Source organism: Chamaesiphon sp. (assembly GCF_041737865.1).
Lineage (GTDB): Bacteria > Cyanobacteriota > Cyanobacteriia > Cyanobacteriales > Chamaesiphonaceae > Chamaesiphon.
This window is the reverse complement of record NZ_JBGSQZ010000265.1, coordinates 27,981-42,437: the sequence shown is the minus strand read 5'-3', so window position 1 is coordinate 42,437 and position 14,457 is coordinate 27,981. Positions and strand designations below refer to the sequence as shown.

Genomic DNA, 14,457 nt, shown 5'->3' with positions numbered 1-14,457 from the left:
TCCTAGCCCTACACCTAATTCTGGTAGAATTGAAATCTGTTAAGTCTTTCTAACTTAAAATTTAATTTTTTATGATCGTCTGTCCGAACTGTAAGCACGACAATCCTGAAGGCGCGACTAATTGCGAAGCTTGTTATACAGCACTGCCAGCAACTAAAGCTTGCCCGAATTGTGGAGCCTCGATTCAACTCGACGCGACCTTTTGTGGACAGTGCGGTCATAGCCTAAAGTCTGCGGAGTCTAAAGCCCCCATTTCATTACCCCCACCTGCTACTCCAGCTACAATCCCTGAAATTTCGAGTGTTGGCTTACCCCCAACGATATTAACCAGTCCAGAAGCCGATATTTTTGCAATTCCGATCGAGCGGGTTGAGGCAGTAGCCACCGAAATATCGCCCACAACCACCGCGCCAGAACCAACCCAGGGCATGAGCCAGCCGCAGGTACCAGCAGTAGAAACTGCCGCAGCACCCACACCACAAATACCACGATCGACTCGTCAATTACTACATCTGCAAACGAATACAATCCTAAATATTCCGCCGCAGTTAGAAGTAGTTCACTTGGGTAAACCTAATGATTTAGTAGCACCCGATATCGATGTGTCGAGTTTTCCCTGTGCGGAGGTTGTGTCGCGAGTTCATGCTAATATTCGCGTAGAAGGAGAGAACTATTACATTGAAGATGTCGGCAGTGCTAATGGTACTTATATAAATCACAATATCTTAGCAAAAGGCAATCATCATTTATTGTGTGTTGGCGATCGGATCGGTTTAGGCAAAGGAGATCTAGTAACTTTTCTGTTTCAGTCTTCTGTGTAGCAATCGATTTGATTCATCGTGTCAAGATAATTAATCTCGATATTTCTTTTCTATATTGCTGTTGGCAATAGTTACTCCCTTCCCAGCATAGAATTAAACATCTAGGGTCGGGGTGGATAGTGAATAGTGGATCTCGACTGTCTATTTCTTGGGTGGGAAGGGAATATATTACAAAATGGTAACTGTACGATCGCGATCGAATTAAGTAGACTTAACTTAATCACCGCAGCGATAGCAAAGGGATAGTCACTCAAACAGGCGTTTCTTGCTAGTACAACAGCATGAACGAGTCGAACAACTCGATCCTTACTAGTCACGTCAACTCATGTCTGCTCAATTTGATTCCGGTAAGGGGTTCGATCGAGTTCATTGGTTCAATTTTCACCAGCTACTACCAAATGTTATCTACGATCGTCCTAAGTCTGCTTAATTCCATTCCCGTTCAAAGTTGGACATTTACTACTGGAGATGTCATTCGGATTGGACGAGCGACAGATAACCAGGTGATTTTATTCAGTGCAGTTGTCTCTCGACATCATGCTGAATTAAAGTGGGATGAAGCTAGTGGTTGGCAGATCTCTAATATTAGTGCAAATGGAACTTATCTAGATGGTGAAGCGATAACTATCCTCAAGGTAATCGATGGCATGACGATCCGGCTGGCGACATCAGGGCCAAAAATTCAAATCAAGCTGCAAGGCGGATAGTCGATGGTGGTAAGTTAGTTGCGGAGTTGAACGGGCATGACGAGGTAGGTCATCTTCACACCACCCAGAGGGGTAAGGATGACGGGTTCGAGGGGGCCATTTAGACTAATGGTGATTTCTTGGGTGGGCAGAGTTTTTAAGCCATCCATCAGGTATTTGATATTAAAAGCAATATCTAAGTCTGTGCCAGAAATCTGTGCTGTCAGAGACTCTCTACCGCTGCCACGATCTTGGCTTTCGACGGAGAGATCGAGCGACTGCTGGGTACTATCGATGCTAAATTTAACTAGATTACTTTGGTCTGATAGGACAGCAATTCGTTCTAAAGCTGTAAGTAGTTGCTTGCGATCGACCGTAATCTGTCGTTGAAACTGTCTGGGAATTAGTAACCGATAGTCGGGATATTTTCCTTCTAATGTCCGAGTCGTCAATTTGCGATCGCCCCAACCAAATACTACTTGTCCCTGCTCTAATTGCAGTCCTAACCTGTCGCCTTCTGGCATCGAACCGAGCATTTTTTCCAGCTCTCTCAAAGCCTTGGCAGGTACAGTAACTTCAAAAGATCCCTTTTGAGCAGGCTCTGCGGCGATCTGAGTTGTTTCGGACTCGGTTGGGTAGACTTCGACAATCCCCAAGCGATGCCCGTCTGTGGCGGCAAATTCGAGTCTCTCCGGCTCGACTTTGAGATACACTCCAGTTAACACTTGTTTGCTTTCGTCCTGGCTACAGGCGATCAGAGACCCCTTTAAGCCATCGATAAATGCCGCTGCCGAGAGTTGATTGGTTTCGCCCTGTTCGATCGAAGGTAGTTCGGGAAATTCTTCAGCACTCATCCCCCGCACCTGATAACGACCTGAGGCTGATGTGATGGTGACGAGATTTTCGCCAGCTTCATCATCGAGGGTAATTTCCCCACTGGGTAATTTGGCGACGATATCATTGAGCAACTTGGCAGGTAGTGTCAGTGTACCTTCCTCGCCTACCTCAGCGATAAAGCTACTTTGGATACCCAAGCTCAGATCGAATCCCGTCAGCCGAATTCGATCTGGATCTGCGGTGGCTTCGATTTTGATATTCGCTAGTACTGGATGGGTGGGACGAGTGGAGACAGCGCGACTGACTAGGGCTAAGTTGATATTTAGATCGTGCTGAGTGCAGACAAATTTCATGGAGGAGGAAGGGGGGGAGATGGGAGCGGCGAGAAGTAGTGTAATCGATCGATTCCTGACTTGCTAGCTATGAACTTGGAGCATAAAAAATTCGTGATGATTTTCTGTTAAAGGGTCAACGCCAGGAACGATCCGATCGATCGTGTAACCCGCCATTTTCAGACTATCAGGTACTTGCTCGATCGGTTCTCCAGCATCCAACCATACTTCCAATATCTCCCCAGCAGCCATCTGTTCTAGCTTCATCTTTGTCCGCACAAAGTTAATCGGACATGGTGTCCCGCGTAAGTCTAGTTGAGTCATTGAGATAGGGGATAGGGGATAGGGTTTTAGAGTTGGAGTTTTAGAGCAAAAAATTTCAGATTATTGTCCGATTTCTATTCCCTATCCCCTATTTAAAGACATTACCAAAAATACTCCCAATGCCGCCTTTACCAACTCTGTCGCCGCGCAGTTTCGCGAGTTTTTCGAGCAGTTCGCGTTCTTCGTTACTCACCTTGGCGGGGATATCGATTTGGAGCGTAAGTAAATGATCGCCTCGGCTGACTTCATTACCTAGACGCGGGACACCTTTTTGTTCTAATTTGAGGACGGTATTTGGTTGGATACCTGCGGGAATATTTAGTTCGGTTGGCCCATCTACGGTATCGATTTGGATGTGACTACCGAGAATTGCCTGAAGGTAACTAATCTTGACTTGAGAGAGAATATTGATTCCCTCGCGGCGGAATTTGGCATCTTCCTCGACATGTAAATACACGTACAAATCCCCTGCTGGGCCGCCGCGCAGTCCAGCATCACCTTCTTTGCCAATCCGTAGTTTGGTACCATTATCGACCCCTTTGGGGATCGAGATTTTTAGTTTTTTGGTTTCCTGCTTGCGTCCTGCGCCATTACACACTTCACATTTGTCTTCAATTACCTGACCATCGCCATTACAGGTGGGACAGACAGATACTTGAGTAAAGTTACCAAAGGGAGTGCGGGTATTGCGACGGACTTGTCCGGCACCGCCACAAGTGCTACAAGTTTGAGGTGTAGAGCCTGGTTTAGCTCCAGTACTTTTACAGGTATTACAGGCTTCGAGATGCGGAATCCGAATTTCTTTCTCACCACCGAAGATGGCTTCTTGGAACTCTAGCTTGAGATCGAGGCGTAAATCTTCGCCTCGTGCAGGCCCGTTCCGACGACGAGTAGTTTGTTGTTGTCCAGCCGCACCACCAAAGCCATTGAAGAAAGCATCAAAGATATCAGCAAAGCCACCCATGTCGCCTGCGTCACCATATCCAGGTGCAGCTCCGCCCCCTGATGATACTCCGGCTTCACCAAAGCGATCGTAACGAGCGCGGAGTTCTGGTTCGGAGAGCACTTCATTGGCGCGATTTATTTCTTTAAAAGTTTCTTCTGCCCCAGGCTCTTTGTTGACATCTGGGTGATATTTCCGCGCCAGTCGGCGATAGGCGCGTTTAATTTCTTCCTGGTCGGCATCTCGTGAGGTGCCAAGGGTTTCGTAATAGTCGCGTGCCATAGAGAGGTTCTATCTTACAAGGAGTGTGCGGAAGCAGGATCGGGGGCGGGATGGAAAGAGGTCGCAATGGAGACACTAATTCGTAAAGATCGCGGCTCGAATCGTTGGTATGGTGTGGCTGCAATCTTTCCGATTCGGATCGATCGCTGTCGCCGAGACTGAAGGCAACTGTCTATACTAATTTGACAATGTGATACTTATTGTAAAGGAATCAGGTCTAAGTGATGGAGTATTAACCGTAATTACTGACATCTTGGATTACTCACATCTTGCATCAAAGCAAAGTTACTAGTGTTGAGAGGGTAGAGGTTAGAGATTCGCGATTTGACTAAAGCCTTCCTAAAACCTAAAGCCTAAAACCTTCCTAAACCCTACTCTACTACCTCATAGTCAGTGGTAGCTGTCTCATCATCGTAATCTAATGTGAGTGTGCTCGATACCTTTTTGGCTGGGGGTGGTGGTGGGGGTGGTGGAGCTGCGGCACGACTGAGGGGAGCGTGTCTGGTTCGACCGTTGGGATTGGGTGGCTCGGTCGAGTTGGTATTGTTGGGAGTAGTGCCTTGTTGGTAGACAGCCGCACCCATTGCAAAAATCTGCTGTTGTAGTTTATCGATCGCTTGTTGGACATTTTCCAAGTTAGCTGATGGTTCGAGCAGGATCATTTGGAGTGCTCTAGCGGTCGTTTCGGCTTGTTCGCGCAGATGGTTATTGATGAGATGACCGTTATCTTTGATGGCGATGTCGTAGGTATGGAACAGGGCATCGGCTTGGTTTTTGAGTTCCACCAATTGCAGTCTGCGCCAGTCATCTTGAGCGTAAGTTTCGGCTTCTTTCCGCATCCGCTCGATATCAACTTTATTGAGTCCGCCCGTGTTGGTAATCGAGACGGTTTGTTCGCGCCCCGTCCCCCGATCTTGGGCGGCGACTTTCAGAATTCCGTTGACATCGATATCGAACGAAACTTCGATTTTGGGTACCCCACGGGGCGCGGGAGGGATGCCTGTGAGCAGAAATCTACCCAGGCTCTTGTTATCTTTTGCCATTGCCCGTTCGCCTTGGAGGACGTGGATTTCGACGGAGGTTTGTCCATCGGTGGCGGTCGAAAATTCTTGACCTTTGCTGGTGGGAATCGTGGTGTTACGATCGATGATCTTGGTGAAGACTTCACCAAGGGTTTCAATTCCGAGCGAGAGGGGGGTGACATCGAGCAGGAGGACATCTTTGACATCGCCGCCGACTACTCCGGCTTGCACGGCGGCACCCATCGCTACAGCTTCATCGGGGTTGACCGATCGATCGAGTTCCTTACCACCAAATAAGTCTTGAATGGCGCGTTGAACTGCGGGAATTCGGGTGGAGCCGCCTACTAGTAAGATCCGATCGATATCTTTGGTTTGGAGATCGGCATCTTTGAGGGCGCGTTGGACTGGTTCGAGTGTGGCTTGGATCAGGGCTGAGACCATTTCCTCAAATTTAGTCCGAGTTAGCTCTATTTCTAGATGCTTGGGACCTTGGGCATCAGCGGCGATAAAGGGCAGGTTGATCGTCGTACTCATCATCGTTGAGAGTTCGACTTTGGCTTTTTCGGCGGCTTCGCGCAATCGTTGAAGAGCCATTTTGTCTTTCAACAAATCGACATTTTCGGTCGTGCGGAAGTGCTTGATCATCCAGCGCACGATTTCATTATCAAAATCGTCCCCACCCAAATGGTTATTGCCAGAGGTGGCTTTGACTTCATAGATCCCATTACCTAATTGCAGTACCGAGACATCAAATGTCCCCCCGCCGAGATCGACTACCAGAATTTTTTGTTCTGTATCAGCTTTATCCAATCCATAGGCAAGTGCCGCAGCAGTGGGTTCATTGATGATCCGCAATACTTCTAATCCCGCGATCGTTCCAGCATCTTTAGTCGCTTGGCGTTGAGCATCGGTAAAATAAGCGGGAACTGTGATCACCACTTGCTCGACAGGATGTCCCAAAAAGTTTTGGGCATCCTTTTTGAGCTTTTGCAGGATCATCGCGGACACCTCTTGAGGGGTGTAGGTGCGTCCGCGAATCTGCACGTCAACAGTATTATCGCGTCCTTTAATACAACTGTAAGGGACGCGATTGCGCTCTGTTTCTGTGTCTTCCCATCGCCGCCCGATAAAGCGTTTGATACTATATACGGTGTTTTCCGCATTAGTTACGCCTTGTCGTTTTGCCAGTTGCCCGACTAATTGTTCGCCGCCTTTGGCAAATCCAATGATACTGGGAGTGGTGCGACCACCCTCAGCATTGGAGATGACCACAGGAATACCGCCTTCGAGGACGGAGACGCAGCTGTTCGTAGTACCAAGGTCGATGCCGATGACTTTTGCCATAAGAGTGAGGCAATATTTTAAAAAAGGATGCGGGAAAAGGGGGATGTCGAGGATTGAGCTAGAAGGTAATGATGTCTCAACGATCGGCTCTCAACCGCGTTAATTATCGACTGATGAGTCAAAACTAGCGGCATCTTCTGACGATAGCTGTTCTGGTGGTGCAGCTACTTTGACCAAGGCGTGACGTAAAATTCGATCGCCTAGGTAGTAACCGCGCTGAAGCTCGTCGATCACGGTGCCTTCAGGATGTTCATCTGTCGGTTGACGCATTACGGCTTCATGCAGATTTGGATCGAATTGTTGTCCTGCTGATTTCATGGGTGATACCCCAATCCGTTTGAGACTTTCGACCAATTGTTTATAGACGCCTTGATAGCTTTTGTGAATGCCCATTTCCCCATCATTTTGGGGTTTGATTTGGGTTCTGGCGCGCTCAAAGTTATCGACAACACTCAACAGTTCGATGATGGTGGCGCATTTAGTCTTGAGTTCGACGTCTTCTTTTTCTTTGCTACTCCGCTTGCGGAAGTTGTCAAAATCGGCGGCAATCCGCAGATATTGGCTTTGAAAGGCATCTCGTTGGTTGGAGATCTCTGCCAACTTCACAGTCAGCGACTGAAGATCTGATTGGGGTGTAGTTGGCGTTTCAGCTTCGACAGGTGGTGTTTGTACCGATCCGGTAGGACGTTCGGGATGAGGATCGATGCCCTCAACTACCTCCGGATTAATCGGCTGCGATGGGTCGGGAGCGGAGGCGGCGACCGTCTCTGTGGCGGACGGAGATTCGACTGGGGGTAGTGGTGATGAGAGCATCTCATCATCTGGTCTACTCTGCTGTGGGGTTTCACTCATCGTTCATTCATTCTCTGTTAACAGACTGCTAGGCAATATTTATTATTCGATATTCGATGCTCCAGTGGAGACGATACTCGAACGAGTGTTTGCACAACGGTTCGCCATTGGCAAAGCCATGAGTTGGCATAGCCACTCGGAAGTCTAAATAACTCCTCAAATACATACTTTAAATATATATCGATCGGCAAGGCTAATACGGTAAATCTACTTTTTGAGTAGAAACCCGATCTAGTTTGTTGACGTTAACCAGCCGTTAGACATCATCGAACACTTTTGAAAATGAGATCTTTGACACATTCAAGATCTGTCTGTGGCAATCCGATCGGTTTGGATTGTTAGCTCAAGTCACATGCCCTCATCTCATCATGCCCAATTATCGATCGAAAGTATCATCGATCGACGATCGAGCGGCGTTCCGCCGATCTGATGCTCGATTTCGATCGGGTTGGTAAATTTTATTCTGGACACAGCGATCGAATTCGATCGAATGGGTACATTTAGTTTATCTGTGGGCATACTGTAAAGCTAGGGAGATAACTACGGTAGATATGACTAAATCTTCGCCTCAGCGGACACTCATCGTCCGCAATGACTTTTCTGCTTTCGGCCATAAATAGCAGCTATGACTCAATCTTCATCTCCCAAGCGGGCACTAATCGTCCGTAATGACTTTTCTCCTTTCGGCAATAAGCTGATTCAATCGGGTTATGTCAATGCGGAACAACTCAAACAAGCATTAGTTGATAGTCGGGTCAATAACCACCCACTGACAGAGGTTTTGGAGTCCCTGACTGGCAAATCTTTGCCTGCTGAGTTACAACACCAATATAAAAAACAACAGTTATTTGAACTAAAGATTGTCTACGGTTTGAATGCGGTGGATATTGCCTCCGCTCAGATTAATAAGCTCCAAGTTCGAGAATTAATTAATACTTTTATCTCTGCTGATAGTTGTCGGCAACTTAAATTACTCCCGATCGGTAAACTGGAGGGAGATCCGCCAATTCTGACAGTGGCGATGGTCAAGCCGAACGATCTTCAAGCCAAAAATGACTTGGACAAAATTCTCCGTCCGCATGGGATCGGTTGGCGGAGTGAGGTAATCGCACCTGAAGACTATCAAAAACTCCTCGATGGCTATTTAGACGAACGGATTCAACAGGATGCGGCGGATAATTCTAAAAAAAATCTCAGTATCGAAATTGAGAACTTTGATACGCCAGAGCTAGGCAATGCTGAAGCCGAACTGGACGATGAGATCGACGTTCAAGGCGCAGAAGCTGCTCCCGTCGTCAAATTGGTCAATCAAATTCTCGCCAAAGGTTTGATGGAAAAAGTTTCGGATATCCACATTGAGCCGCAGGAGGAGGGCTTGAGAGTACGGTTTCGCAAGGATGGGGTATTGCGTCAGGCTTTCCCAATTCTGCCGAAACATATCATTCCAGCAGTTATCTCCCGCTTCAAAATCATCGCTGAATTGGATATCGCCGAGCGACGGTTGCCTCAAGATGGTCGGATTCGCCGGACATTTGAGGGTCGGAAAGTAGACTTTCGGATGAGTACTCTCCCTAGTAGATATGGGGAAAAAGTCTGTATGCGGATTTTGGATAACTCTTCCACCCAACTCGGTTTAGATAAATTAATTAGCGATCTGCCGACACTGGAAATCGTCCGCGCGATGGGTAGTCGTCCGTTTGGATTGATTTTGGTGACGGGGCCGACGGGTTCGGGTAAATCGACTACACTTTATTCGCTACTGGCGGAACGCAACGATCCTGGCGTCAATATCAGTACGGCTGAAGATCCGATCGAGTATGCCCTGCCTGGGATCAATCAAGTCCAGGTAATTCGCGAAAAAGGGATGAACTTCGCCTCGATCCTCCGCGCCTTCATGCGGCAAGATCCCGACATCATCCTGGTGGGAGAAACCCGCGACCAAGAGACGGCTAAAACCTCCATGGAGGCGGCTTTAACTGGTCACATGGTCATGACTACCCTCCACACCAATGACGCGGCAGGATCGATCGCAAGGCTAGATGAGATGGGTGTAGAACCCTTCATGGTTTCTGCTGCGCTAGTTGGTGTTGTCGCTCAACGACTACTCCGCAAAGCTTGTGTTGAGTGTCGCATTGCCTATACTCCCACTCGCGAAGAACTCAGTCGGTTTGGGTTGTCTAGCTCTGGAGATGCAGTCGTCACATTTTACAAAGCTAACGAACTGACTAACGATGCGATCGAATCTGCTAAAGCTAGCGGAGAACTCTGCAAAAACTGTAACGGAGTTGGTTATCGCGGGCGAATCGGTGTCTATGAAGTGATGCAAATTACCGATGAGCTAGCTACTCTGATCAACAAACGCGCTCCCTCCGCCATCATCAAGGAAACCGCCGTGCAACAGGGGATGAAAACGCTACTGGCTTACAGTCTCCAGATGGTTCAGGAAGGTCATACCACTCTCACCGAAGTGGAACGAGTTACGTTCACAGATTCCGGTTTGGAAGCCGAACTCAAAGCCAAGCGCAAAACTACCCTGGTTTGCGCCACCTGCTCTGCCTCACTCCAACCGGAATGGCTCGATTGTCCGTATTGTATGACTCCGAGATTTGAGAATTAGTGAATGGTGGATGGTGGATGGTCAATAAAGGGACGTTAATGTCCTCAAACCCGATCTACTACTCACTCATCACTATCCCACCATCCACCATCCACCATCCACCACCATCTCCCAGAACTATGTCTGAACTAATGATCGAAGACCTAATGGAACGACTCGTCGAAATGGGCGGTTCCGATATGCACATTCAAGCAGGTGCGCCTGTCTATTTCCGAGTCAGTGGCAAACTTGCACCTGTCGGTGAAGAACCGCTCAGTCCTCAAGATTGTCAAAAGCTGATCTTCAGTATGCTCAATAATACGCAGCGGAAGGAACTCGAACAAACTTGGGAAATAGACTGCTCCTATGGCGTTAAAGGATTGGCTCGGTTTCGAGTCAATGTATACAAAGAACGCGGTTGCTACGCTGCTTGTCTACGGGCACTGTCATCCAAAATTCCTAACTTCGACCAGATGGGTTTACCGGAAATCGTTAGAGAAATGAGCGGTCGTCCGAGAGGACTGATTCTGGTCACAGGGCCGACTGGTTCTGGTAAAACTACGACAATGGCGGCAATGATCGACCTGATCAATCGGACTCGCGCCGAACATATTTTGACGATCGAAGATCCGGTTGAATATGTATTTTCTAACATCAAAAGCCTCGTCCACCAACGCCAAAAGGGTGAAGATACTAAAAGCTTCTCCAATGCCCTCAGAGCCGCCTTGCGGGAAGATCCAGACGTGATTCTGGTCGGAGAATTACGAGACTTGGAAACCATTAGTTTGGCAATTAGTGCTGCCGAAACTGGACACTTAGTTATGGGTACTCTCCATACTAGCTCCGCCGCTCAGACGATCGATCGGATGCTAGATGTATTCCCCCCCGAACAACAACCCCAAATCCGCGCCCAGTTATCTAACTCGCTCGTCGCCGTCTTTAGTCAAGCTCTCGTCCAGAAGAAAAAACCCAAACCTGGCGAATACGGACGAGTCCTAGTTCAAGAAATCATGATCGTCACTCCCGCGATCTCCAACCTCATCAGGGAAGGTAAAACCGCTCAAATCTATAGTGCGATCCAAACTGGAGCCAAACTAGGGATGAATACAATGGAATCGATCCTCGCCAAACACATTCGTGAAGGGACTATTTCCTTTGAAGTTGGCATCTCTAAGTCTTCCAGACCTGAAGAACTCCAACGCCTGATTGGAGCTACACCAATGGCAACTCGGAATTAGCCCAAAGCCTAAAGCCTAAAGCCTCCTAACCCCTACCCTCTAAAAAAGATGCCAACATTTATCGCTGAAGTCCGTGATTCCCAAGGGAATATCAAGCAAGAAAAAGTTGATGCTCAAACTGTTGCGTCTGCACGGACAAAACTCAAGAAGAAATATCAATTTATTCAAAATATTAGACCAGTCAAATCTTTTGATATCACGAAGATCGACTTATCAGATCTTGAAGCAGCGATGAATCCCGTGACTGTTCGGGACAAAGCAGTCTTCTCTCGCCAATTTGCAGCGATGGTAAATGCTGGTGTAGCGATGGTGAGATGTCTGACAGTCCTGTCCGAGCAGTGCGGTAATCCTAAACTGCGAAAAGTTCTCGCCCAGGTTAGTATCGATGTCCAGCAGGGGATTAACCTCTCCGATGCAATGCGCCGACACCCAGAATGTTTTGATACGCTGTATGTAAGTATGGTACAAGCTGGAGAGGTGGGTGGGGTACTCGATGAAGTCCTCAATCGTCTAGCTAAAGTACTAGAAGATATGTCTCGCCTCAAGAATCAAGTTAAAGGGGCAATGGCTTATCCTGTGGCTGTGGGAATCTTGGCACTGTTGGTATTCTTGGGAATGACGATTTTTTTGATTCCGGTATTTGCAGGTATTTTTAAAGGTTTGGGGACAGAATTACCTGGATTGACACTGTTTATGTTGGGGATTAGTGGTATCCTCACTAGCTGGATAGTCATCATTCCGATCGGGGTCGTCGGTGGCTTAATTTTTGCTTATAATCAGTATTACAAAACTCCGATCGGTAAACTAACGATGGATCGATTTTTCTTGAAAATGCCGATTCTGGGTGACTTGAATGAAAAATCGGCAACTGCTAGATTTTGTCGAATTTTTGGGACGTTGACTCGATCGGGTGTACCAATCCTCAACTCACTCGATATCGTCCGCGATACGGCGGGAAATCAAGTAATTTCTAATGCGATCGAAAAGTCTAAACTGGAAGTTCAACAAGGGGGAATGCTAAGTACTGCCCTCATGCGCGAAAAAGTTTTTCCATCTCTAGCGATTCAAATGATTAGCATCGGTGAAGAAACTGGAGAGTTAGATACAATGATGATGAAAGTTGCTGACTTTTATGAAGACGAAGTCGAACAAGCAGTAAAAGCTCTAACTAGTGTACTCGAACCAATCATGATGGTATTCTTGGCTGGAATGGTAGCGGTAATTCTGCTTTCGATGTATCTACCAATGTTCAAAGTATTCGAGAAACTAGGTTAAATTAGTTAACAGATCCCTAGGATCGGGTATTAGTGCGTTACGGCTTGCGCCTAAGCTGTTTTATATCTAAATCTTTTGACTGAATCCCTTACAGCAAGGGTTCTAGAGGACAAAAAGAGTGTTTTAAATGTTTGACAGCTTAACACACCCTAAATCAACTTAGCTGATAATTTAGGATTGCTATATCAAATATCAACTGATTAAACATGTCGATCGATAAATTAGATTACGAAAAACTTTTAGCCAAGTATAGCAATCATACTGAAGCAGTGGAATTACTCAAACAGTATCGTCCGTATCTAGAAATGATTCCGAGTATTAGACGCTCGGAAGAAAGTTTGATTACTATGCCTTTACCTGTTATCAAACTTCACAAAGTTTTACTAGGGCAAATAAATCAACTTTCACCGATTTTAGCTACATCTAAAACTATTTTACTTCCCTGCGATCTTGCCTATCTAATGTGCGATCCTGAGTGGAAAATTAAGATGGGTGGAGAGATTTTTATCTTTATCCATCGTCCTGAAGAAGATCTCTCAGATTTACTCGCTCGGTGGCGACAAACGCAAGTAGTCTTAGACCATGACTATGAGTGGATGATGCCTCAATATTATCGACACATCATCAGTGAAGGTGCCGAACATCTTTATCCGCTATTCGTATTATTTAGTCAGACACCCGATCGTATCAAACGAGGACTAATTGGGGCACACTTACCGTTTGTGATTGCACCTATTCACCAGACAAATTTTGCTGAATTAACTCGACTTGATACTCCAGATGAGCGGCTACACCAATAATGTTTGAAAATTAACTAACCTCGAACTGTGAATGATGCGTTAGCGCAAGCGTAACACATCCTACATCTTATTTAGTCATTCTTATTATCGATCGATCTAGGCGTATCGAGTGCCCACCGAACTTGTCTGAGCATCCCGCGCAGCAAAGCCACTTCATTATGTGATAGTTGACTGCGATTGTAGATCCGACGCAGCTTTTCCATGCGGTGAGCAGCCGTATGGGGAAATAGATAACCAATTTCTAATAGTAAAACCTCTAGCTGTTGATAGTAACCTTCAAGTAACTCGACAGGTGCGATGTCTAATTCTGGGGATTGCGGTTGAGGATTTGGCAAACTGGTTGCGATATTACTCGCCGCTATCTGTAGCTCGTATGCACAAACTCCTACCGCCTGAGCGATATTTAGCGAACTATATTCGGAGCCGACTGGAATGCTTACATAACGTCCGGCGTACTTCAACTCCGCATTAGTCAAGCCACTATCTTCTCGCCCAAATAGTAAGGCTGTGGGTTGGGTACTCTCTACTAGCCAGGGTAAGGCTTGTCTGGGTGTCTCTAGCTGAGTGGGAATGGCTCTATTTCTGGCTGTAGTTGCAATAACTCTAGTACAACCCTGGAGTGCAGTAGGTAAATCGGGAACGATGCGGGCGGTTTGGAGTAAATCGATCGCATGTACTGCCATCCTACTGGCTTCTTCGCCATATACATCACATTGAGGATTGACAACTACCAGTTGTGTCAATCCCATATTTTTCATCACCCGCGAAATCGAGCCGATATTTAGGGCACCTGCTGGCTCTACCAAGACAATCCGAATATGATTAAGAGAGATACCCACTAGGTTTCCATTTACAAATAACTAACAATGCCTCGACATCGATCGAAATCCGATCTTCCGACTAAAATCTGTCCTGTCTGTCAACTTTCTTTCACTTGGCGCAAAAAGTGGGAAACTAATTGGGATGAAGTGAAATATTGTTCCGATCGGTGTCGGAGACGGAAATCGGCAGCGGCGGAGTAGTGGATGGTGGATGGTGAATGGTGGATGAGAGGAGCTACAAGATATGTATCTTATTAAATTCTCATTCGTTACCATTTTCACCA

The 14,457-nt window shown here is 46.8% G+C and carries 14 protein-coding genes; 7 read left to right on the top strand and 7 right to left on the bottom strand.

Features of this window, described 5'->3' with window-relative positions; translation table 11 throughout:
- The first annotated feature begins 71 nt into the window (after positions 1 to 71).
- Together ACEW9J_RS20335 and ACEW9J_RS20330 are read left to right on the top strand one after the other, a co-directional pair.
- Positions 72 to 821, top strand: a complete 750-nt coding sequence (locus ACEW9J_RS20335; protein ID WP_373546911.1) for an FHA domain-containing protein — start codon at positions 72 to 74, stop codon at positions 819 to 821.
- 281 nt (positions 822 to 1,102) lie between these two features.
- Positions 1,103 to 1,528 carry an FHA domain-containing protein gene (locus tag ACEW9J_RS20330; protein WP_373546910.1) on the top strand — a complete coding sequence of 142 codons (426 nt, stop codon included), beginning with the start codon at positions 1,103 to 1,105 and terminating at the stop codon, positions 1,526 to 1,528.
- Between the two features lie 14 nt (positions 1,529 to 1,542).
- Here ACEW9J_RS20330 and dnaN read toward each other — a convergent pair whose 3' ends face one another.
- From dnaN to ACEW9J_RS20300, 6 genes are all read right to left on the bottom strand, one after another.
- Entirely contained in the window at positions 1,543 to 2,697 is a 1,155-nt protein-coding gene (gene dnaN / locus ACEW9J_RS20325) for a DNA polymerase III subunit beta (RefSeq protein WP_373546909.1), read from the bottom strand.
- Between the two features lie 63 nt (positions 2,698 to 2,760).
- Complete coding sequence (locus ACEW9J_RS20320; protein ID WP_373546908.1) at positions 2,761 to 3,000, bottom strand: sulfurtransferase TusA family protein; 240 nt, start codon at positions 2,998 to 3,000, stop codon at positions 2,761 to 2,763.
- A gap of 88 nt (positions 3,001 to 3,088) precedes the next feature.
- The gene (gene dnaJ, locus ACEW9J_RS20315; RefSeq protein WP_373546907.1) at positions 3,089 to 4,225 is read right to left on the bottom strand and encodes a molecular chaperone DnaJ; all 1,137 of its coding nucleotides are present in this window, start codon (positions 4,223 to 4,225) and stop codon (positions 3,089 to 3,091) included.
- 371 nt (positions 4,226 to 4,596) lie between these two features.
- Positions 4,597 to 6,591, bottom strand: coding sequence for a molecular chaperone DnaK (dnaK, locus tag ACEW9J_RS20310; protein ID WP_373546906.1), 1,995 nt, complete (start codon positions 6,589 to 6,591; stop codon positions 4,597 to 4,599).
- A 99-nt stretch (positions 6,592 to 6,690) separates the two neighbouring features.
- Positions 6,691 to 7,443 (bottom strand): nucleotide exchange factor GrpE, encoded by a 753-nt coding sequence (grpE, locus tag ACEW9J_RS20305; RefSeq protein WP_373546905.1) that lies wholly within the window; start codon positions 7,441 to 7,443, stop codon positions 6,691 to 6,693.
- A gap of 366 nt (positions 7,444 to 7,809) precedes the next feature.
- Positions 7,810 to 7,962, bottom strand: coding sequence for a hypothetical protein (locus tag ACEW9J_RS20300; protein ID WP_373546904.1), 153 nt, complete (start codon positions 7,960 to 7,962; stop codon positions 7,810 to 7,812).
- A 106-nt stretch (positions 7,963 to 8,068) separates the two neighbouring features.
- Here ACEW9J_RS20300 and ACEW9J_RS20295 point away from each other — a divergent pair, with 106 nt between their 5' ends.
- From ACEW9J_RS20295 to ACEW9J_RS20280, 4 genes are all read left to right on the top strand, one after another.
- Complete coding sequence (locus tag ACEW9J_RS20295) at positions 8,069 to 10,060, top strand: GspE/PulE family protein (protein ID WP_373546903.1); 1,992 nt, start codon at positions 8,069 to 8,071, stop codon at positions 10,058 to 10,060.
- Between the two features lie 119 nt (positions 10,061 to 10,179).
- A complete protein-coding gene (locus ACEW9J_RS20290; protein WP_373546945.1) occupies positions 10,180 to 11,277 on the top strand; it encodes a type IV pilus twitching motility protein PilT in 1,098 nt (365 codons plus the stop codon).
- A gap of 48 nt (positions 11,278 to 11,325) precedes the next feature.
- Positions 11,326 to 12,552: a type II secretion system F family protein gene (locus ACEW9J_RS20285; protein WP_373546902.1), complete on the top strand. Its 1,227-nt coding sequence runs from the start codon at positions 11,326 to 11,328 to the stop codon at positions 12,550 to 12,552.
- 206 nt (positions 12,553 to 12,758) lie between these two features.
- Positions 12,759 to 13,352, top strand: coding sequence for a hypothetical protein (locus ACEW9J_RS20280; protein WP_373546901.1), 594 nt, complete (start codon positions 12,759 to 12,761; stop codon positions 13,350 to 13,352).
- A gap of 71 nt (positions 13,353 to 13,423) precedes the next feature.
- On the opposite strand, the gene ACEW9J_RS20275 is transcribed toward ACEW9J_RS20280, so the two are convergent.
- Positions 13,424 to 14,191: an RNA methyltransferase gene (locus ACEW9J_RS20275; protein ID WP_373546900.1), complete on the bottom strand. Its 768-nt coding sequence runs from the start codon at positions 14,189 to 14,191 to the stop codon at positions 13,424 to 13,426.
- A gap of 27 nt (positions 14,192 to 14,218) precedes the next feature.
- Between ACEW9J_RS20275 and ACEW9J_RS20270 the strand changes: the two genes are divergently transcribed.
- A complete protein-coding gene (locus tag ACEW9J_RS20270) occupies positions 14,219 to 14,374 on the top strand; it encodes a DUF2256 domain-containing protein (RefSeq protein ID WP_373546899.1) in 156 nt (51 codons plus the stop codon).
- Positions 14,375 to 14,457: the final 83 nt, after the last annotated feature.